This window comes from Devosia sp. (assembly GCF_017307565.1).
In the GTDB taxonomy this organism is placed as follows: domain Bacteria; phylum Pseudomonadota; class Alphaproteobacteria; order Rhizobiales; family Devosiaceae; genus Devosia.
In genome coordinates this window covers 1-20290 of sequence record NZ_JAFKHD010000332.1, presented here as the reverse complement: position 1 = coordinate 20290, position 20290 = coordinate 1, and the positions used below count along the sequence as shown (strand labels likewise).

Here is a 20290-nt window from a genome sequence, read left to right as displayed (position 1 = left end):
GCTCCTGCGGAAGCAGGAGCCTCTTGCGGCTGAACGCTGCGCGTGGAGGAGAGAGGTCCCAGCCTTCGCTGGGACTCATGGCTTTTCCAGCGCGCTGGGCCGGCCTTGCGCGTACCCCCCTTCGGCTGGCTGCTTGCAGCGGAGAGCGAGGCTCCCTCCAAAACGAAAAAGCCCCGGCACTTGGCCGGGGCTTTCTTTTACTGCGCCGCTTCGAGGTCCAGGAACCCGCCGGACTGGCGTTCCCATAGCATGGCGTAGTGGCCGCCTGAGGCGAGGAGCTGGGCGTGTGTGCCCTCCTCCACGATCTTGCCCTTTTCGAGCACCACGAGCCGGTCCATGGCCGCGATGGTCGATAGGCGGTGCGCGATGGCAATCACCGTCTTGCCCTGCATCAGCATGGTCAGCTGCTCCTGGATCGCCGCTTCCACCTCGGAGTCGAGGGCGGACGTGGCTTCGTCGAGCACCAGGATCGGCGCGTTCTTGAGCAGAACGCGGGCGATGGCAACGCGCTGACGCTGGCCGCCGGAGAGCTTTACGCCCCGCTCGCCCACATGGGCATCATAGGCCTTGCGGCCCTGCGGGTCAGACAGCCCCATGATGACATCGTGGACATTGGCCTGTTCGGCCGCCCGCATCATTTCCTCGTCGGTCGCGTTCTGGCGGCCGTATTTGAGGTTTTCGCGGACGGAACGATGCAGCAGGGACGTATCCTGGCTGACGAGGCCGATAGCGGCGCGGAGGCTTTCCTGCGTCACCGAGCGGACGTCGTGACCGTCGATCCGGATGGAGCCGTCCTGCACGTCGAACATGCGCAAAGCGAGATTGACCAGGGTCGACTTGCCCGAACCGGACCGGCCGACAAGGCCGATCTTTTCGCCAGGCTTCACCGTGAGGCTGAATTCGTCGATGACCGAGCCTTCCTTGCCGCGCCAATAGTTGAAGCTGACATTGTCGTAATGCAGCTCGCCATTGGTGACCGCCAGAGGCTTGGCCTCCGGCGCGTCGAGCATGGTCAGGGGCTGGGCGATAGTGTCCATCGAGTCCCGTGTCGTGCCGATCTGACGGAAGATGTTGGAGCCGATTTCGAGGATCCAACCGCTCATGTTCATGATCTGCAGGGCGAAGGGAATGGCCGTTGCCACCGCCGCGGCAGTGAGCGTGCCATTGTTCCAGCCGGCCAGCGCAAGCCAAGTGACCGAGACCACAAGGCCAGCATTGAGCAGGAACAGGACCGACCACATATAGGTGAAGACCCGCATCAACTTGCGGAAGCTGATGGCGTGGTCGAGCACGCTATCGGCCACATATTTGTCCTCGTGCTCGCCCGAGGCAAAGGTCTTCAGCGTCTGGATATTGGTGTAGCTGTCGACGATGCGGCCAGTCATCACCGATTTGCTCTCCGAGAGGTCCTCGGAATAGCGAGCGATGAGCGGCATGGTGATGGTGAAGAGCACCGCATAGAGCAGCAGCCAGACACCGATCGGGATCAGCAGGATCGGATCGAGCTGGGCCAGCACAACGACGGCGACCACGACGAAGACCAGCGCATACCAGGCTGCGTCGATGGTGAGGTTGACCCCGATTTCGATGGCTTCGCCGGCCTGGATGACCTTGTTGGCGATGCGACCGGCAAAGTCGTTCTGGAAATAGGTCCAGCTCTGCCGGATGACATGCCAGTGGCTTTGCCAGCGGACGATGTCGACTAGGTTGGGGACAATGCCGTGATTGCGCACCAGGGTGTCGAGCACGAAGGTGAGCGGCCGAATGACGACGACGACCACGACCATCCACAGAAGGGTCTGGGTGTGCAGGTCGAAGATTTCGCCGGGATTGGTCGTAGCCAGCATGCCCACCACCATGCCGACGAAGACCGGCATCAGCGCATCGGCAATGGAGCCGATAGCGACGAGACCGATGCGGATGGCAAAGGCAGCTTTGAACTGGGCGACGAAGTAGGTGACGAAGGGTCGGAGGCCCATGGGCGGCTGGCGATTTTTGGCCAGGGCGACGGGCGAATAGAGATTGTCGAAGAAGTCGATGACGCGGTTGAACATTTTCTGCTCATTGTCTTGAGCCGCGCCTGACAGAACCTTTTCAGTGGGTTCGTATCAGGTTCGGTGCCTATCGGTGGGTTTGGGCTGGCTAGGGGCAAATGCACCGGGCTGATTGCCTTCGTGTCGCGTCATGATGATATCTCCCATTTGGGATCTCCTCTGGTTGGTGCCCTCCACCATGAAGGGCATTTGAAATCTGTTGGGGACTGCGGCGCTTACTGCGCCGCGTCCTCGACCTGGTCCATCTCCAGGAACCCGCCCGACTGGCGTGCCCAGAGCTGGGAATAGATGCCGCCGGAATCGACGAGCTCGGCGTGGGTGCCGTGCTCGACGATCGCGCCTTTATCGAGCACCACCAGACGGTCCATCATGGCGATGGTCGAGAGGCGATGGGCAATGGCGATCACGGTCTTGCCTGTCATCAGCAGCTCGAACTGGCTCTGGATGGCGGCCTCCACCTCGGAGTCGAGGGCGGACGTTGCCTCATCGAGCACCAGAATGGGGGCATTTTTCAAGAGCACACGCGCAATGGCGATACGCTGGCGCTGACCGCCGGAGAGTTTGACGCCGCGTTCGCCCACATGGGCGTCGTAGCCCTTGCGACCCTTGAAGTCGGAAAGACCAAGGATGAAGTCGTGCGCTTCGGCCAGTTTGGCGGCTTCGAACATCTCCTCGTCGGTCGCGTCGGGCCGGCCATAGACGATGTTTTCGCGCACCGAGCGATGAAGGAGAGACGTATCCTGGGTGACGACGCCGACATTGGCGCGGAGGCTATCCTGCTGGATGTCCGAGATATCGTGCCCATCGACCAGAATGCGCCCGCCCTGCCGGTCGTAGAACCGCAGCAACAGATTGACGATGGTCGATTTGCCCGCGCCGGAGCGACCGACAAGGCCGATCTTCTCGCCCGGACGGATATTGAGGTTGAGCCCCTCGATGACGCCCGAGGATTTGCCATAGTGGAACGACACGTTCTCGAACTTGATGTCGCCTTCGACACGGCCGACCGGCTGGGCGTTGGGCTTGTCGGAGACAACGCGCGGCAGCGAGATGGAATTGATGCCATCGCGCACGACGCCGATGTTTTCGAACAGAGCCGACATTTCCCACATGACCCACTGGCTCATGCCCTGGAAGCGCAGCACGAGCGCGGCCGCAATGGCGATGGCGCCTGGCGTCATATTGCCATTGAGCCACTGCCAGATGCCCACCGCGAAGACGGCGAAGAGCAACAGGCAATTCATCATCGTGATCGTGCCCTGGAGCAGGGTCACCATGCGCATCTGCTTGTAGACCGTGCCGAGGAAGCCATCCATGGCCTCGCGGGCATAGGTCTCTTCGCGGCGCGAATGCGAAAACAGCTTTACCGTCGCGATATTGGTGTAGCTGTCGACGATGCGGCCGGTCATCATCGAGCGCGCATCGGCCTGGGCCTCGGAAATCTTGCCAAGGCGCGGGATGAAGTAGCGCAGGAGACAGAGATAGGCGCCGAGCCAGACGACGAAGGGCACGGCGAGCCAGATGTCGCTCATGGCAGCAAGGACGACGGCGCCGACGAAATAGACGATGACGTAGACCGTCACGTCGAGCACCTTCATCATCACTTCGCGCACGGCGAGCGAGGTCTGCATCAGCTTGGCGCCGATGCGCCCGGCGAACTCGTCCTGGAAATAGCTCATCGACTGACGGATCAGATAACGATGGGCCATCCAGCGGATGCGCTGCGGGAAGTTGCCGAGCAGCGTCTGGTGAATGATCATCGCGTCGACGATCTGCAGCGTCGGAATGAGCAGCAGCAGCACGGCGCCCATGCCGGCAAGCTTCCAGCCTTCATCGGCAAGGAAGGTTTCCTTGTTGGCCGCACTCAGCCAATCTACGATCGAGCCCATGAAGCCGAAGAGCGAGATTTCGAGCAGAGCAATGGCCGCGCCAAGAATGGTCATGGCGGCGAGCCACTTCTTGGCGCCGTGGCTATAGTGCAGGCAGAAGGCTAGTAGGCCCTTTGGGGGCTCAGTCGGCTCCTCCAGGGGGTAGGCATTCAGCCGCTTTTCGAACCAACTCAACATCATCGTCACCACAGAATCGTCCCTAGAGTGAAGTACCATGCCCAGAAGCTACGTGACGGCGATGACATCGTCCGTCAGCAGGGCTGGCGATGGTGGTGATCCATCCAGGGAAATTTTAAAGACCGCGCTCGATACGTTCCATTGAACGCAGAGGAGCCGCGTGGCGTTTAGCCCAGGCCTCCTCCGTGATGCCCGAAGGCATCAAAGAATTGGGCTATGCAGCCAAGAGCGGCGTAGCATACACAAATGGCTAGAGTCGCCTGTTGCCACTTGGCCACATTCGAATGCCAGAAAATAACGTTGCACTGGACCATTTCATGCGCACCGAAAACGAGCACACCATCTTCCTCAAGGACTATGCCCCGACGCCATACCGGATTGTCGCCGTGGACATGGATTTCAAGATCACTGAGGCGGTGACCCGGGTTCGGACGCAGATGACCATCGAGCCGCGGCCGGAAACCGCGCCGGGCACCTCGCTGGTGCTCGACGGCGACGGGTTGACGCTGCAGTCTATTGCCATCGACGGCCTGCCGATGATGCTGTCGGCCTATGCGACCGATGACAACGGGCTGACCGTGGTCGAGCCGCCGTTCCGCCGTTTCGTGCTCGAAACGGAAGTGAACCTGACACCCGAGACCAATACCAAGCTGATGGGGCTCTACCGCTCGAGCGGCACCTGGTGCACGCAATGCGAGCCGGAAGGCTTTCGGCGCATCACCTACTATCTCGACCGCCCCGATATTCTCGCGCCCTTCAAGGTGCGGATCACGGCGCCGCGCGATGTCGCGCCGGTGCTGCTCTCGAACGGCAACCTGATCGACAAGGGCGATGCCGGCGACGGCACGCATTTCGCTCTCTGGGAAGACCCCTTCCCCAAGCCCGCCTATCTTTTCGCGCTCGTGGCCGGCGATCTCGGCTCGATCACCGACACTTTTACCACCATGAGCGGCCGCAAGGTGGACCTGGCCATCTATTGCACCCACGGCAAGGAAGCCGAATGCGCCTATGCCATGGATAGCCTCAAGCGCTCTATGGTCTGGGACGAAAAGCGCTTTGGCTGCGAGTATGATCTCGACGTGTTCAACATCGTCGCCGTTTCCGATTTCAACTTCGGCGCGATGGAGAACAAGGGGCTCAACATTTTCAATGACAAGCTGGTCTTTGCCCTGCCCGAGACGGCGAGCGACGCCAACTATGCCAATATCGAGCGCGTCATCGCGCACGAATATTTCCATAACTGGACCGGCAATCGCATCACTTGCCGCGACTGGTTCCAGCTCTGTCTCAAGGAAGGCCTGACCGTTTATCGCGACCAGGAATTCTCTTCGGACGAGCGCAGCCGCCCGGTGCAGCGCATTCATGACGTCGAGAACCTGCGCATCACGCAGTTCCCCGAGGACGGCGGCCCGCTCGCCCATCCGCCCCGGCCGGACCACTATCGCGAGATCAACAACTTCTACACGACGACCGTCTACCAGAAGGGCTCGGAAGTCGTCCGCATGCTGGCGACGCTCCTCGGCGAAGCCGGCTTCCGCAAAGGCATGGACCTCTATTTCGAGCGTCATGACGGCGAGGCGACCACGATCGAGGCCTTCCTGAAGGTCTTCGAGGATGCAACGGGCACCGATCTCGGCCAGTTTTCGCGCTGGTATCTCAATGCGGGCACGCCCGCGGTTACCGCCAGCGACAGCTATGACGCAGCGAGCCAGACCTATACCCTGACCCTGTCGCAGAAGACCGCGCCAACGCCGGGCCAGCCGGACAAGCCGCCTTTCGTCATCCCGGTGAAATTCGGCCTTATCGGCCCCAATGGCAGCCCCATGGGCTGGAGCGGAGTGACTGGTGGCACGGTGCAGGACGATCTCATCGTGCTCGATGGTGACAGCGTCACCCTGACTTTTACCGGCGTTGCCAACCGTCCCGTGCCGTCGCTGTTCCGTGGCTTCTCGGCGCCCGTCAAACTCGCGACCAACCTGACCCAGCAGGACCTGCTGTTCCTTGCGCGCCACGATAGCGATCCGTTCAATCGCTGGGACGCGCTGCAGACCGTTTCGACCCAGTTGATGGCGGCGGCCGCGACCGGGCGCCAGCCTGAGGGGGCCGATGTGGATGCCCTGCGCCAGGCGATCATCGACACGCTGGAAGATCCCGCGCTCGACCATGCCTTCAAGGCGCAGGTCATCGCCATGCCGGATGAAACCGTCATTGCCCGCCAGATCGGCAAAGATGTCGACCCGGGTACAGTGGCGGCAACGCGCGCTGCGCTGATCCGCGCCATTGTCGGGCCGATCGCCGACAGGCTGGCCGCGCTCCACGCCGAACTGACGCTCAACGAGCCCTATAGCCCCGACGCGGCCCAGGCCGGTCGGCGCTCGCTGCGCAATGGCCTCCTGTCGCTCCTGACGGCCGGCTCTGACCTCGGTGCGTCGCTGGCCGAGGCTCAGTATCAGGCCGCCGGCAACATGACTGACCGCTATGCGGCACTCGCGATCTCGGCGCAAAACTGGACATCGGCGGCGCAGGCCCTGCTCGGTGATTTCCGCGCGCGCTTCAGCGGCGACCCACTGGTGTTCGACAAGTGGCTGGTCGCCTCTTCACAGGCACCGGACGATGGCGTGATCGAGCGGTTGCGGTCCATCCTGGCGGCGCCCGATTTCCCGCGCACCAATCCGAACCGGCTGCGCGCCCTGCTCGGCAGCTTCGTGATGACCAACCCGGCGCAGTTTGCCCGCGGTGACGGCCTCGGTTTCCGTTTCGTCGCGGAAGCGGCGGCGGAGATCGACAAGGTCAATCCGCAAGTCGCCGCGCGCATCCTCACCGGCTTCCGCATTCTGCCCCTGCTTGAGGCCGGAAGGCGCGAGGCGGGCCGCAGTGCGCTCGAGGCGCTGAAGAATCAGCATACCCTCAGCCGCAATACCGGCGACATCGTCGACCGAATCCTTGCCGGCTAAACCGCTGCCAATTCACCAAAACCACGTGTCTCCCGCCCTCAAAAGGGGGGGACACGGAAGTCTTCCACAGGGCACGCCTCGGCCGAGCCGACGCCCCGCGGACATAGAACGATTTTTCTTTTCGCCTAAGTGATTCAAGAGACTCACGTTTTGGCGTTGGGCCCGGAAAGGCCCGCAGAGCCCTATGGACAAGCCCCCTGCGGCTGATTCATTACTTGTTAACGGGCAAATCGCTTCGGGGCTAACCCCTTACATATGTGGAGACTTTTATGCAGTCGTCGGAGGCCTCCGGCGCCGGTGCTGACGGATTCGGCATGGGCAACGGACATCAACAAAGGCGCCTCCGCCACCAAGGCACGACTGCATCCCGCATCCTCTCGCCCATCACTTTAGCTGTCGCGACGACAGCCTTTGCCGCTGCCGGCCTCTTCATCGCCTATGACGCCGTCACCACACTTGGGACACTCAAACGCGAACTCGCTTTGATCGGCACCGCCGTCGCCGCGCGCGTGGCGCACGAGCCGCTTGAGAGGGCAAGCGCCACCCTCGCGAGCACCCAAGGCGAATATCCCGGCGTTATCGACGCGCGCTTCGTCGAGGCCGCAAGCGACTTCGGCGACGTTTTCTCCGAGGTGATTCCGGCCGGCGACCATGGCATGCTGAGCCTTCAGGCCGAGCAATCGGGCGCCATCGGCGCGATTACCGGCCGCGGCGCGGCGGCCCTTGCCCTTGCGGGCCTTATCACCGCTTTCACCCTCCGCCGACGCCGTGGCGAGGCGATGCCGGATCCGATGGAGCGACACACCTATCGCTCGCTGACGGCCGCGATCCCCATGGGCGTTGCCTGCTGGACGTCCAAGGGCGAAATGATCGTCTGCAATGGCGACTATCGAGAGCGCCTGAAGCTCGAAGAAGACAGCATCACCTATTCGGAAGCGCTGGGACGCCTGGCTGCGGGCGGCTATTTGAAGCTGCTGCGTGAAGAGGACGGCAGTCGCGTTCTCGAACTGCACCAGCAAGACGGCTCCTGCCTGCTGATCGACGAGCGCCCTCTGCCCGATGGCGGTTTCATGACCCTGCTGTCGGACGAGACCGAGCGCAAACGCACCGATGTGCTGCTCTCGACCATCCGGGCCGAACAGCGCCTCCTGGCGCGCCGCTATCATGAGGAAAAGATCCGTGCCGAGGCCGCGAGCCGGGCTAAGACCAATTTCCTCGCTCATCTCAGCCACGACATTCGCACCCCACTCAACCACATCATCGGCTTTGCCGAGCTGATGGCGAGCGAGACCTATGGCGCGCTGGGCGACCCGCACTATGACGAATATGTGCGCACGATCAAAAGCTCGGGCGAACACCTGCTCAATTCCTTCGCCGCCATTCTCGATCTCGCCGAACTCGAAAACGGCCAGAAGGTGCTGCGCACCGACGCGGTGCCGGTCGATGAAGTGATCACCTCGGTCTGCCGCCGCTTCCGCGGACCGATCAACCGCGCGGGTCTCTCGCTGTCGGTCAACGCCGAAACCGGCGCCGTGCTCTGCGGCGATCGGCTGGCGCTGGTGCGCATGGTCAGCAATATCGTTGAAAACGCCATCCGCTTTACTCCGGCCGGCGGGCAGTTGACCCTTGCGACTTTTGCGGCCGACGACGGTGTCGTTATCGAAATCACCGATACGGGCATCGGCATGAACGACGAGCGGCTTTCGAGCCTGCGCCAGCCCTTCGCCCTCGGGGATGCGACTTTCACGCGCGACGGCGTTGGCCCGGGTCTCGGCATTTCGATCTCGCGGGCCATTGCCGAGCTGAGTGGTGGCCGCATGGTGATCGACTCAACGCCGAGCATCGGCACCACCGTTGCCATCTCCCTGCCGATCGGGGCAGGACACGCTGAAATCACCGCGGCGGCCTGATCATGATCAACCGAGAATGGCACGAAACGCATCGTCTGGGCCCGAAGGCGAAACTCGACGAGCGGATCGCCTGGCATATCGAACATGCTCAGGTCTGCGGTTGCCGCGAAATGCCCGAGAGCATCAAGCGGGAACTGGCTGCGCGCGGCATCGCCGCGCCGAAGCGGCCGGACTAGAGCGTCCGCGCCGTCTCGTACCATGCCTTGGCGGCCGCGGCGACTTCGCCCTGCATGTCAGCGATATCGAGCGCGAGACGACCGAAATCGGGGTAGTGGCAAAGCTGGGCCAGCAGGTCCTGGAAGGCGGGCGACCAGGCCTCTTCCTTGAACGGACTGACCAGCGCCGAACTCATCACCTGCAGCACCGTGGCGTAGACCGTGTGGATTTCCGCAAGGCGCTGCCCCTTGGGCAGGAGGCCGATTTCGCCCATGCGCGCGAGGACGCGGGCGGGTGTTGCCTGGGGCAGGCCAATCGCCGCACCAGCGACGAGCTGCGCCGACTGCGCAATGAATTCGAGATCGACAAGGCCACCATCGGCCAGCTTGAGATCGAAGGCGTGGCGCGGCTTGCGCTCCTTGGCCATCAGCGCGCGCATGGTGACCACATCGTCGATGGTCTTGGCCTTGTCGCGCGGCATGGCCATGACAGCGGCGATTTCGTCTTCAACCACCTTGGGCAGACTGCCTGTGCCGGCAACGACGCGGGCGCGGCTGAGGGCCAGATGTTCCCAGGTCCAGGCCTCGCCGCGCTGATAGGAGCGGAAGGAGGCAAGGCTAGTGGCCAGCGGGCCGGCATTGCCCGAGGGGCGCAGACGCATATCCGTTTCGTAAAGCACCCCTTCGCTGGTCGGCGCTGCGAGGGCCGCGACGAGGCGCTGGGTCAGGCGGGCGAAATAGTGCGAGGTGGCCAGCGGCCGTTCGCCATCGGATTCCGCGTCCGGCCCGTCATAGAGCAGGATGAAGTCTAGATCGGAGGTGAAGGTCATCTCGCCGCTGGCCATCTTGCCGAAGGCGAGGAGCGTCGTTGAGGCGCCTTCGATGCGGCCATGGCGACGGGCGAACTCGTCCTGCACACTGGCAAAGAGGCGGTTGAGCAGAGTTTCGGCGAGGGCGGTAAACTGTTCGCCGGCGACTGCTGCGCTGACCGTGCCGGAAAGAAGGCCAGCCGCCACGAGGAATTTCTGCTCTTGCCCAATGATGCGGGCGCGGTCGATCAGCTCCTCATAGGTGCGCGCATCAGCCAGGAAGGAATCGACCTTGGCGACAAGCACGTCGCGATGCGTCACGTCATTGGCAAAGGCCGGGTCGATCAGCCCGTCGACGACATGGGCGCGATGGATGACCGCCTCGGCCATGCGTGGGGCAGAGGCCATGAACTGCACCAGCAGCGAGCGCAATTGCGCGTGGTTGCGCAACAGGGCGAAGAGCTGCACGCCGCCGGGCAGGCGCGAGAGGAAATCGTCCATGCGGGCGAGGCCGAGATCGGCATTGCCGGCGGCCGCCAGCGTCGTCAACAACGCCGGGAGAAGCTCGGTGAGGTGCGCCCGTGCGGCGGCGCTGCGTGTGGCGGCGTAGCTGCCGTAGTGCCACTTGCGCACCGTCTCGATGGCCTTGTGCGCATCGGCAAAGCCCATATTGGTCAGGGTTTCGAGCGTGTTCGGATCGTCGTCGCTGCCGGTAAAGACCAGATTGCCTTCGACGGTGCCCAGCGACTCGCCTCCGGTGAACAATTCGGCATAGTAGCGCGCGACGCGTTCCAGCGCGGCGCGGTAGGTCGCTTCGAACATTGGCAGGTCGGGCTGGCCCATGAGCCGGCCGATGACCGCCACGGCTTCGGGCGTATCGGGCATGATGTGGGTCTGCTCGTCGCGCAGCATCTGGAGGCGGTTCTCGACCGCGCGTAGGTACCAGTAGGTTTCGGTCAGTTCGCTGGCCGTCGTTGGGCTGATCCAGTTGGCTGCGGCGAGCGCTGCCAGCGCCTGGGAAGTCGGGCGTACGCGCAGCGCCTTGTCGCGCCCGCCGGCAATCAGCTGCTGGGTCTGGGCAAAAAACTCGATCTCACGAATGCCGCCGCGACCGAGTTTCACATTGTGACCCTCGACACGAATGTCGCCCACTTTCTTGGAAACATTGATCTGGCGCTTCATCGCCTGGATATCGGCGATGGTCGCGAAATCGAGATGCTTGCGCCAGACATAGGGCGCCAGCTCCTTGACGAAGGCTTCGCCCACCTGCCGGTCGCCGGCACAGGGACGCGCCTTGATCCAGGCGGCGCGCTCCCAGTTCTGGCCGCGGACTTCGTAGTAGGCGAGCGCGGCATCGACCGAGAGCGCGACGGGCGTCGAACCCGGATCGGGCCGCAGGCGCAGGTCAGTACGGAAGACATAGCCATGGGCCTGATGGTCCTCCATCAGCCCAACCAGGCGCTGCACCATGCGCGAATAGATCTTCGTGCCTTCGCTGGGGTCGGCCAGGGCCGGTTTTTGCGGATCGAAGAACGCGACGATGTCGATGTCGGAGGAGTAGTTGAGCTCGCGCCCGCCATGCTTGCCGAGAGCAAAGAGCGCGAGACCGGAATTTTTGGCTCGCGCCGCCTCGCGCGGCAGCACCAGCTGTCCCTTGTCGTACGCCTGGAGCATGAGGAAATCGAGCGCGGCCTCGAGCGCCGCATCGGCGAGGTCGGAGAGCGCTTCGGTGGCGCGCGCCGTGGTCCAGACGCCGCCGGTTTCGGCTACGGCCGCGAGGAGCGCCGTGCGGCCCTTGGCGATGCGCAGCGTCTGTCCGAGCTCCGCCTCCTCGGCGGTGATGCCGGTTTCGGCCACCACGGCGATGAGATCGGCAAAGGCGGTATCGGGGCCCCGCTCGAGGGCATCGGCCAGCCATTCGGCATGCGTGCGCGCCAGTTCGAGCAGATAAGGCGCAGATTGCAGCAGCGGCCCAAGCGTCGGTTCGGCCGTCTTGAAGGCGGGCAGGAGCGCCGCCGGCAACTCGGCCAGCAGGGCGTCAAAACCGGGATGCGGAACGGCGGGCAGAGGTGCAAGGATGGTGCTCATAGGAGAGGCATATCCTGCGCTCGGGGCGCCAGCAAGCCGCTGCTAGCCCTTTCGCGCAGCGCCCTCGTCGGCTTCGGAAAGCTCGACCAGGACGCGCTTTTCGTCCTCGGTCAGCGCCGGCTCCCGCCCCCTGAACGGGGTTTTTCGCACGGCAAGAATGAGGCCGCTGAGCCCCAGCAGCAGCAGCGCGGGCGCTGCGATCCAGAGGATAAAGGTGTGGTTGTTGAGCCGGGGATTGAGCAGCACATATTCGCCGTAGCGGTCGACGAGATATTGCTCGACCTCGGCATTGGTATCGCCGGCTACCAGCCGCTCTCGCACCAGAATGCGCAGATCGCGCGCCAGATCGGCATCGCTATCGTCGATGGACTGGTTCTGGCAGACGAGGCAGCGCAGGCCCGACGAAATATCGCGGGCCCTTTGTTCCAGCACCGGATTGTCGAGCATTTCGTCGGGCGAGACCGCCAGAGCGGGCACGGCGAGGCAGAAAACCAGCGCGAGCAGCGAGAACAGGCGCGTCATTCCGCCGGCTCCAGGCTGGGCTTTGCCGCGCGCTGCGGGGCGCCTACGCGCAGGCGGCGATCGGTCAGCGACAGGGCGCCGGCACCGGCCATGACCAGCGCGCCGATCCAGATCAGCAGGATATAGGGCTTGTACCAGATGCGGATGACGTGGGTGTCATCGAGCGGTTCGCCCAGTTGCAGGTAGAACTGCGAGAAGCCGTAGGTTTCGATAGCGGCTTCAGTCGTCGGCATGCCGCTCGCCACGTAGATGCGGCGCTCGGGCGACAGTTCCTTGTTGCCACCGCCCGGTGCGGTGATGGTGAACCGGCCTGTATCGGCGAGATAGTTCGGCCCCGGCACCTGCTCGAAACGGTCGAAAGTGACGCTATAGCCGCTCAGCTCGGTGGTTTCGCCGGGATTGAGCGTCGTCACCAGCTCCGTTTCCCAGGCCGTCACCGAGACAATGCCTAGCACCGTGAGGCCCAGCCCCATATGGCCGAGCGCAGTCGACCAGATGGTGCGCGGCAGACCGACGAGGCGGCGAACGCTTTCGCGAACAGGAATGCGGCCAAGCTTGCTGCGCTCGATCAGTTCGGCAAGGGCGCCAAAAGTAACCCAGAAGCCGAGCAACAGCCCAAGCGGCGCTAGTGAAATGGACACCCCGCCAAGCGAGGAAACGAGGATGGTGAGGAAGATCGCCACGGCCGCGAGGCCCGCCAGCCGCTGCCCTGCCGCCACGAGGTCGGCCCGCTTCCAGGGCAGCAAAGGCCCAAAAGGCAGGATCAGCAGCAGCGGCGCCATGAGAGCGCCGAAGGTGAGATTGAAGAAGGGCGCACCAACCGAGATCGTCGTCCCAACCAGCGCGTCGAGCACCAGCGGGTAGAGCGTTCCCACCAGCACCGCGCCCACGGCCGTGGCGAGGAACAGGTTGTTGAGAATGAGCGCGCCTTCGCGGCTGATGGGCGCGAAAAGCCCGCCCTGCCGCAGGCTGCTGGCCCGCAGTGCGAAGAGCAGGAAGGCGCCGCCGATCAAGACCGCGAGGATCGTCAGGATGACCAGACCTCGGGTAGGATCGCTGGCAAAGGTATGGACCGAGGTCAGGATGCCAGAGCGGACAAGGAAGGTGCCCAGCAGGGAGAGCGAGAAGGTGATGATGGACAGAAAGATCGTCCAGATTTTCAGCGCATTGCGCTTTTCCATCACCAGGGCCGAATGCAGCAGCGCCGTGCCGGCAAGCCAGGGCATGAAGCTCGCATTCTCGACCGGATCCCAGAACCACCAGCCGCCCCAGCCCAGTTCGTAATAGGCCCAGTAGGAGCCCATGGCGATGCCAAGGGTCAGAAAAATCCAGCTCAGCATGGTCCACGGCCGCACCCAGCGCGCCCAGGCCTGGTCGATCCGACCCGAAATCAGCGCCGCCATGGCGAAGGAGAAGCAGATCGAAAAACCGACATAGCCCGCATAGAGAAGCGGGGGATGAATGGCGAGGCCGACGTCCTGCAGGATGGGGTTGAGATCAGCCCCCTCGAGAGGGGGTGAGGCCAGCCGCGCGAACGGGTTGGAAGTGAAAAGCGTGAACCCGCCAAAGGCGACGACGAGCAGGCTCTGTGCGCCGAGTACAAGGTTCAAAAGATCCGCCGGCAGACGCCGGCCGAAAGCTGCGACCAGTGCACCGAAAAGCACCAGGATCAGAATCCAGAGCAGGAGCGAACCTTCGTGATTGCCCCAGACGCCCGAGATCTTGAAAATCAGCGGCTTCAGCGAATGCGAATTGTCCGCCGCAAGTTTCAGCGAGAAATCGGAAACGACGAAGGCCTGCACAACCGCGAGAAAGGCCACCGCAACCAGCACGAATTGCAGAACCGATGCCTGTGCCAGAACCTGTGACAGGCGCTGACCACTGCGCCAGAACAGCAGGCCGCCGACGGCCGAACCCAGCGCGATGGCGCAGGCAAGGATCAGGGCAAAATGACCAAGCTCGATGCTCACGGCTTTGCAGTCTCCTCCGGCCGCCATTCGCCCTGCGCCTTGAGAGCGTCGACAACCTCACGCGGCAGATAGTTCTCGTCGTGCTTGGCCAGCACGTTACTGGCCTCGAAGCGGCCGTCCGGCCCGATCGAGCCCTCGGCCACCACGCCCTGCCCCTCGCGGAAAAGATCGGGGAGAATGCCGACATAGTGAGCGGCCAGTTCTGTGGCGCCATCGGTCACGACAAAGGTGTTCGACTGCCCCTCGCGCACCCAGGAGCCGTTTTTGACGAGACCGCCGAGGCGAATGGGGTGGCCGGGCTCAACGCCGCGGGTCTGCACGTCGGTCGGGGAATAGAAGAAGACGATCTGATCACGCAGCGCGGTCAACACCAGCGCCGCTGCGAGCACCAGCACCAGCCCGAGACCCGCGATCACAGCAAGACGTTTCTGCTTGCGCGACCATCCCTTGCGGCGAACGGCAGACGGCATGGTCATCTCTGGTCTCCATTGAGCTTGAGGCCTGCTCCCAGCGCCATACTGTCGAGTTCGCCGCGGTCGAAAGCCAGCGGATAGGCGACGACCGCCCGATCATAGGCCGTCTGGGCATTGGGAAGATCGCCGAGGACGATGTAGGAGCGCACGAGCTGCGCCCATTCCTCGATGGTTCCGCCATCGGCATAGAGCCGCGAGGTGAGCCCGTCGACCATGCCGCGGATCATTTCGGCCTGTTCCTGCACCGTGGTGTCGACGCCATCATTCTGGGCCACCGAAAGACCCTGGCGCGCCGCCGTCAGCCAGACTTCGTCGCCCTTGGCGAGGTCTATCGCTGCCTGCCAGAAGCGGGCGGCCTCTTCATACTGGCCCATCCGGGTCAGCTCGGCTGCAAGATAGAGGCGCGACTGAACGTGCTTGGGGTCCATTTCGGCGGCGGCGCGGAGGAGCCCCATGGCTTCTTCCGAACCGGCGTCGCCTGCCGCCAGCAGCAGCGCCTCGGCGCGGTCGGCCAGCAACTGTGCAGTCGGGGCGGAAAGATCAATGACCCGCCCATAGGCATCGGCCGCGTCGGCATAGCGGCCGACTTCGAGCAGGGCCGGTGCCAAAACGGTCCAACCGCGCAGATCCTCGGGGTTCGTCGCAAGCTGGGCTTCGATACGCGCGATCGCGGCTTCGAGGCTCATGTTCTGCGCCGCCACATCGGCGCGCCCGGCGAGGGGCTGCGTCGGCATATTGGGGCTGCCCAGAAGGCCATAGAGCGCGAGGGCAGTTACCGCGACGAGGCCAATGCCGGCAACCAGCGCGCCTCGCCCAATCTCGCCCGAAGCGGCAGGCCCGGTGTCGGCCTTGGCGCGTAGCATTTCGCGGGCGAGTTCGCCCTTGGCCCCGACGGCTTCCTCGGCGCCGATCTTGCCGGCGGCAAGGTCGGCGTCAATTCCAGCCAGCACAAGGCGGAAATGGCTGTTCGCATCGGCCGTTTCGGCGGTGCTTCCGTTGACCACGCGACGGCGACCCGCGTACAACAACGCGGCGCAGGCAATGGCGGTGACTGCAATGGCGATGAACCAGAAAATCATGGGCCCCAAACGCTTGCTTTCCTCAACGAGCAAGGTTGGGTTCTCTATAAGCCCATTGCGGCGAAAAACCACCAAAACCCGCGTGTTCGCTGTGGACGCATTGCCACTGCGGCGGCTCGTCGCAGGAGTCTGAGGCGATGAGCGAGACGCAGGTCGACTTCGCCGTCTTCGGCTCGAGCCCCCTCTCTGGGGTGATCGCCGGCCTCCTCGCAAGCCAACACGGGCGGAAGGTGGTCACGGTGGGTTCTGCCCTGGCGCGCTACCGCCTGCCGCGCGCCATCGACCTATCCGTTGCCCCGATCACTCGGCCGGAAACATGGGCGCTGCTGGCAGCGACCGTACCGGAAGCCTCAAAGCTCATCGCCAAGATCGGCGGGCGCGGAGCCCTGCGTCGTGTCGATCCCATTTTCTTCGCCGATGGTCCCATCGGCACCGAAGCCCTGGGGCACTTTTCCCATATGGCCAGCGCCTATGGTATCCTCGTCGAACCCGTGCCCCCCTCGAAAATCGGTGAGGGCCGAAAGGCCCTGCGTATCGGCGATGCCCTGACCATCAATCGCCCCGCTTTTGAACCCACCCTCGAAGCCTGGCTCACCCGCGAGGGCGTCAAACGCCTCTCCGATGCTGCCATTTTCTTTGGCGAAGCCGGCTCGGTGGAGATCGGCGCCGGCGAAAACCTCGTTGCGGCGCGGCACGCCGTGCTCGTCGACGATACCACCATTCTGAACCATCTGCCGGGGTGGCAGTGGCCCTCGCAATTGCTGCGTCGACAGCAGGCGAGCATTCTGACCGCATCGAGTCAGCACCTGGCCGGCCCGATCATGCTGCAACTCGATAGCGGCACGGTGCTCGTCCAACATGAAGAGGGCGGCATGGCAGCCATGGGCCTTGGGACGTTGGGGGCATTTTCCACCGCGATTGCGGAACTAACAGCCGAATCCGGCCAGTTGCAGCAGGTTGGTCAGGTCGGTTTCGAAGCTCTCGCCTCAAGCGATGGCGCGCCGTTGCTTGGCCCAGTCGTGCCGGAGGGCGTGCAGCTGTTGACCGGTCTTGGCCCCACCGGCATTTTCCTCGCGCCGGTTCTGGCGCGCTGGCTGGCGGGCGAGGCCAGCGCCGAGGAAGGCGCATGGTGCGATGCGCGCCGCGCCGACCGCGGCAATAGCGGCGCTTCCGTCGCCGAATTCACCTCCGGATTTGAAGAGCGGGCGGCATGAGGCCTGACACCAATCGCCTACCCGCCACCACCGGCAAGGGACTTGCCGGCGCCTATATCGAGCGCGACCGGCCAATCCGGTTCACCATCAATGGCCGCGTCATTCCCGGTTTTCGCGGCGATACCATCCTCAGCGCCCTGCTGGCCTCCGGTGTCGACACGATGGGCACACATTCGGGCTCGCCCATCGGCCTGCGCGAAAGCGCCGCGCCAGCCATCACCTATGCCCACGCGCCCACCCACGCTCTCCCCATGGAGCGCACGCCCGCCCGGGATGGCGTTGAATATCGCATCCTTGCGAATGGCCCCTCTCCGGGTCTTTTTTCCCGTCTCTTCCAGCCTGGGCGCACCCTTGGCCTGACGCTCAATGCCAATGGCAGCCTCGTGCGCCCATGGCGCGCCATCAAGGGCGAGCGGGGCGCCTCGACCGATCTCGTCGTCATCGGCGGCGGCGTTGCCGGCATGGCGGCGGCGCTTGCGGGCGCGCGGGCCGGTCTCCAGGTCACCCTTCTCGAAGCCAGCCCACATGTCGGCGGCCATTCCGGCCTCTTCGGCACCCAGGACGGCGAAAACACGCCGCAGGAGAACATTGCTGCGCTGGTGTCCGAGATCATCGCCAGCAATGCGATCACCGTCCTCACCCATGCCGAGGTGTTTGCCATCGGCGAAAACCTCGTTCGCGTGCATCAGCTCGATACCGAAGCCGAGCCGGTAACTTCACGGGTCGTCGATTTCTCGGCCCGCCATATCGTCATTGCCACCGGCGCCTTCGAGCGTCTGCCGGTCCTCTCGGGCAATCGCCTGCCGGGGATCGCCGGGGCTCAGGAAGCGTTTGAACTGGCCTATCGCTATGGCATTTGGCCCGGCCATTCCTGGATGCTCGCCACCTCGGGCAATCCCGCTTATCGCCTAGCGACCCTGCTCGATGGCAGCGGCGCGACGCTCGATCGCATCCTTGAAGGGCGCGACCACGCCAACTCGCGCTACATCGAATTCTGCAAGGCCTATGGCATCCGCCAGTTCCCCGGCACGGTCCCCACCGCCATCACCCCGGGCCAACATGGCCGCCTGTCGGTCGCCCTACCCCATGGCGAGCCTGTCGTCGTTGACCGGCTGGTCCTCAGCGGCGGCTGGCAGCCCGACCTGACGCTCTGGCATCTGTCGGGCGGCGAAAGCCGCTGGAACCCCAAGCGCCAGCGTCTCGAGCCAATTGGCACCGTGCCCGGTGTGGTCCTCGCCGGTTCCGCCGCCGGCCATTTCACGCGTCGCGGTTGCCTCACCAGCGGCCTGGACGCCGTGGACCGGCTGCTCGGCCGCTCCGGCCCTGGCGTCGACGATCCGGTCATCGACGCCTACTATGAAACGCCCGATCGGCAAATGTCAGCCGAAGCGAGCGGAGACGCCGCCGCACCGACCTATCTTGATGCCGACGACGCGCTGATGCTGCGCCCCGCAGCGCCGCAGCCGCGGCACTGGACGCAGATATTCCGCGGACCGGGTAAAACCCCTGTGCGCGTACTCTCCGAAGCGCCGCAGCCGCTTTCGATCGGTGCCATCTGCGCCGGCGTCGGCATTGGTCTCATTCCTGAGGAATCGGCTGGCATCGTGGCGCAGGAGCGCGTCGCACTCGTGCCGCTCCACCCGGCGTCTTCGGCCCAAGCCGTCACGCCGGCCGAGCCCCCGCCCGTTCCCGCCTATCTCGCTGACCGCTTTGGCCCCCACGCCGCGCTCGTGGTGCTGCGACACGATCCAGCGTGGCAACTGGGCGCCGGCGCACTGATTTTTGAGGATGAAGACGCGCTCGATCCGCGCCGCGCCATCGGCGTCGTCCTGCGCACGCGCGATGGTAAGACCGAGGCCCTCCTCGCCGCATCGGCAAAAAAGCTGGTGGTGAGAGATCTCGGCCAGGCGATCCCGGCCGAGATCCAGTCCTAGCTCCGCCGCTCCACGGCCTGTCGCGCGCGTTTCAGCGTTTCGGCATATTCGGGGGAGAAGCGGACATGCGCCATCTGGATGACGGCATCGAGACGCGCAATGGTATTGGCGTCGTCCGGGTTTTCCTTGAACAGGTCCATATTGCGCTGGATGTGGATTTCCAGCGCCTGGCCAGACTGGTGCCATGCCTGTTCGAAGACCGAGTTGAGGGCCAGAGAATCGCGGCAATCGCGCACGGTCGCGAGGAGATAAATCCCGCCCACCGCGGCCAGCAGCTTGTCGGTATCGAGACGGTCGGCGCTCTCGCGCCGCCGCATGGCCTGGTTGAGATCGGTCACGACCTCCTTGAGCCGCGGCTCCAGCCGGTCCGAAACGTGCTTGGTGATAGCCGAGAGCACGGTGGTCGACTGGCTGCTGCGGGCAAATTCGAGATAGCCGGTCAGGGCGCGCACCAGCTTGTGGAAGCGTTCGAGCGCCCTGCAGATCAGGTCCACGTCGGCAAATGGCCCCATGGCCTGGAAAAAGCGCAGCTGGTTCTGTGCATGGGCGATACAGGCATCGATCAGCGGCCCAAGACCGGCGCGCCGCACCGAAACTTCGGTGGCCGCGCCCGAAACCTTGATGGCCGCGAGAATAAGCTTGGTCGGCTGCGTCACCTGCCCCAGAGCCGCGTGGAAAACCAGCGCGGCCAGTTCAGGATCCTGCAGGGGCATGGCCTGCATGGCCGTGCCCAGCGCTGTCTCTTCGGAGATGGTATTGGTGGCTTTGCCGAAAGCCTGGGCCTTGCCCAGCAGTGCGCGGTTGCGCAGTGCCAGCATCACCGTTGGCAGCAGCTGGCGTGCATCTTCCCGGCCAAGCTGCGCGGCCAGTCGCCGCGCCCCCTCGACGTCGGATTGGCCCTGAGCGAGCCCCGCCTTCATGCGCCCGAGAATCTCGGGCATCGCCGCTTCCACCTCGGAAGCGGGCAAAGTGCCAGCACTGACTTTTTCGGGCGTAAAGATGTCGCTGCAGAGGTCACGCGTAACCCAAACCCATATGGCCTGGGCGGCGTCGATATTCACC

General features: G+C 64.1%; 13 protein-coding genes. 5 read left to right on the top strand and 8 right to left on the bottom strand.

Annotation, left to right across the window (positions count from 1 at the left end; translation table 11 throughout):
• Window positions 1–197: 197 nt before the first annotated feature.
• Window positions 198–2054 carry an ABC transporter ATP-binding protein gene (locus J0I64_RS12285; RefSeq protein WP_291408577.1) on the bottom strand — a complete coding sequence of 619 codons (1857 nt, stop codon included), beginning with the start codon at window positions 2052–2054 and terminating at the stop codon, window positions 198–200.
• Window positions 2055–2269: 215 nt separating this feature from the next.
• Window positions 2270–4120 carry an ABC transporter ATP-binding protein gene (locus J0I64_RS12280; protein ID WP_291408576.1) on the bottom strand — a complete coding sequence of 617 codons (1851 nt, stop codon included), beginning with the start codon at window positions 4118–4120 and terminating at the stop codon, window positions 2270–2272.
• A 317-nt stretch (window positions 4121–4437) separates the two neighbouring features.
• On the opposite strand from J0I64_RS12280, the gene pepN reads away from it, so the two are divergent.
• The 3 genes from pepN to J0I64_RS12265 all read left to right on the top strand — a co-directional run bounded on the left by pepN (window position 4438) and on the right by J0I64_RS12265 (window position 9160).
• Complete coding sequence (gene pepN, locus J0I64_RS12275) at window positions 4438–7074, top strand: aminopeptidase N (protein WP_291408574.1); 2637 nt, start codon at window positions 4438–4440, stop codon at window positions 7072–7074.
• 269 nt (window positions 7075–7343) lie between these two features.
• On the top strand, window positions 7344–8984 hold the full coding sequence (locus tag J0I64_RS12270) for a HAMP domain-containing sensor histidine kinase (protein ID WP_291408572.1): 1641 nt from the start codon (window positions 7344–7346) through the stop codon (window positions 8982–8984).
• A 2-nt stretch (window positions 8985–8986) separates the two neighbouring features.
• Entirely contained in the window at window positions 8987–9160 is a 174-nt protein-coding gene (locus tag J0I64_RS12265) for a hypothetical protein (RefSeq protein WP_291408570.1), read from the top strand.
• Here J0I64_RS12265 and J0I64_RS12260 read toward each other — a convergent pair.
• The 5 genes from J0I64_RS12260 to ccmI are packed head-to-tail and all read right to left on the bottom strand — an operon-like array spanning window position 9157 to window position 16080.
• On the bottom strand, window positions 9157–12036 hold the full coding sequence (locus J0I64_RS12260; protein ID WP_291408568.1) for a bifunctional [glutamine synthetase] adenylyltransferase/[glutamine synthetase]-adenylyl-L-tyrosine phosphorylase: 2880 nt from the start codon (window positions 12034–12036) through the stop codon (window positions 9157–9159). The two genes, J0I64_RS12265 and J0I64_RS12260, sit on opposite strands and share 4 nt — an antisense overlap.
• Window positions 12037–12078: 42 nt before the next feature.
• A complete protein-coding gene (locus J0I64_RS12255) occupies window positions 12079–12558 on the bottom strand; it encodes a cytochrome c-type biogenesis protein (RefSeq protein WP_291408566.1) in 480 nt (159 codons plus the stop codon).
• Window positions 12555–14528, bottom strand: coding sequence for a heme lyase CcmF/NrfE family subunit (locus tag J0I64_RS12250; RefSeq protein WP_291408564.1), 1974 nt, complete (start codon window positions 14526–14528; stop codon window positions 12555–12557). Before J0I64_RS12250 ends, J0I64_RS12255 begins: the two co-directional genes overlap by 4 nt.
• Window positions 14525–15004, bottom strand: a complete 480-nt coding sequence (gene ccmE, locus J0I64_RS12245; protein WP_291408562.1) for a cytochrome c maturation protein CcmE — start codon at window positions 15002–15004, stop codon at window positions 14525–14527. The genes J0I64_RS12250 and ccmE overlap by 4 nt, the downstream gene beginning before the upstream one ends.
• Window positions 15001–16080, bottom strand: coding sequence for a c-type cytochrome biogenesis protein CcmI (gene ccmI, locus J0I64_RS12240; protein ID WP_291408580.1), 1080 nt, complete (start codon window positions 16078–16080; stop codon window positions 15001–15003). Before ccmI ends, ccmE begins: the two co-directional genes overlap by 4 nt.
• Window positions 16081–16217: 137 nt before the next feature.
• Between ccmI and J0I64_RS12235 the strand changes: the two genes are divergently transcribed.
• Together J0I64_RS12235 and J0I64_RS12230 are read left to right on the top strand one after the other, a co-directional pair.
• Window positions 16218–17294 carry a hypothetical protein gene (locus J0I64_RS12235; RefSeq protein WP_291408560.1) on the top strand — a complete coding sequence of 359 codons (1077 nt, stop codon included), beginning with the start codon at window positions 16218–16220 and terminating at the stop codon, window positions 17292–17294.
• Window positions 17291–19228 (top strand): FAD-dependent oxidoreductase, encoded by a 1938-nt coding sequence (locus tag J0I64_RS12230; RefSeq protein ID WP_291408559.1) that lies wholly within the window; start codon window positions 17291–17293, stop codon window positions 19226–19228. The genes J0I64_RS12235 and J0I64_RS12230 overlap by 4 nt, the downstream gene beginning before the upstream one ends.
• Here J0I64_RS12230 and J0I64_RS12225 read toward each other — a convergent pair.
• Window positions 19225–20290: hypothetical protein (locus J0I64_RS12225; protein WP_291408556.1), on the bottom strand; the 1066-nt coding region annotated here is incomplete at its 5' end. The two genes, J0I64_RS12230 and J0I64_RS12225, sit on opposite strands and share 4 nt — an antisense overlap.

Coding starts and splice junctions, on each gene's coding strand:
- J0I64_RS12235 (WP_291408560.1), top strand. CDS start 16,218: ATGAGCGAGACGCAGGTCGACTTCGCCGTCTTCGGCTCGAGCCCCCTC.
- pepN (WP_291408574.1), top strand. CDS start 4,438: ATGCGCACCGAAAACGAGCACACCATCTTCCTCAAGGACTATGCCCCG.
- J0I64_RS12280 (WP_291408576.1), bottom strand. CDS start 4,120: ATGTTGAGTTGGTTCGAAAAGCGGCTGAATGCCTACCCCCTGGAGGAG.
- J0I64_RS12265 (WP_291408570.1), top strand. CDS start 8,987: ATGATCAACCGAGAATGGCACGAAACGCATCGTCTGGGCCCGAAGGCG.
- J0I64_RS12255 (WP_291408566.1), bottom strand. CDS start 12,558: ATGACGCGCCTGTTCTCGCTGCTCGCGCTGGTTTTCTGCCTCGCCGTG.
- J0I64_RS12270 (WP_291408572.1), top strand. CDS start 7,344: ATGCAGTCGTCGGAGGCCTCCGGCGCCGGTGCTGACGGATTCGGCATG.
- J0I64_RS12230 (WP_291408559.1), top strand. CDS start 17,291: ATGAGGCCTGACACCAATCGCCTACCCGCCACCACCGGCAAGGGACTT.
- J0I64_RS12285 (WP_291408577.1), bottom strand. CDS start 2,054: ATGTTCAACCGCGTCATCGACTTCTTCGACAATCTCTATTCGCCCGTC.
- J0I64_RS12260 (WP_291408568.1), bottom strand. CDS start 12,036: ATGAGCACCATCCTTGCACCTCTGCCCGCCGTTCCGCATCCCGGTTTT.
- ccmI (WP_291408580.1), bottom strand. CDS start 16,080: ATGATTTTCTGGTTCATCGCCATTGCAGTCACCGCCATTGCCTGCGCC.
- ccmE (WP_291408562.1), bottom strand. CDS start 15,004: ATGACCATGCCGTCTGCCGTTCGCCGCAAGGGATGGTCGCGCAAGCAG.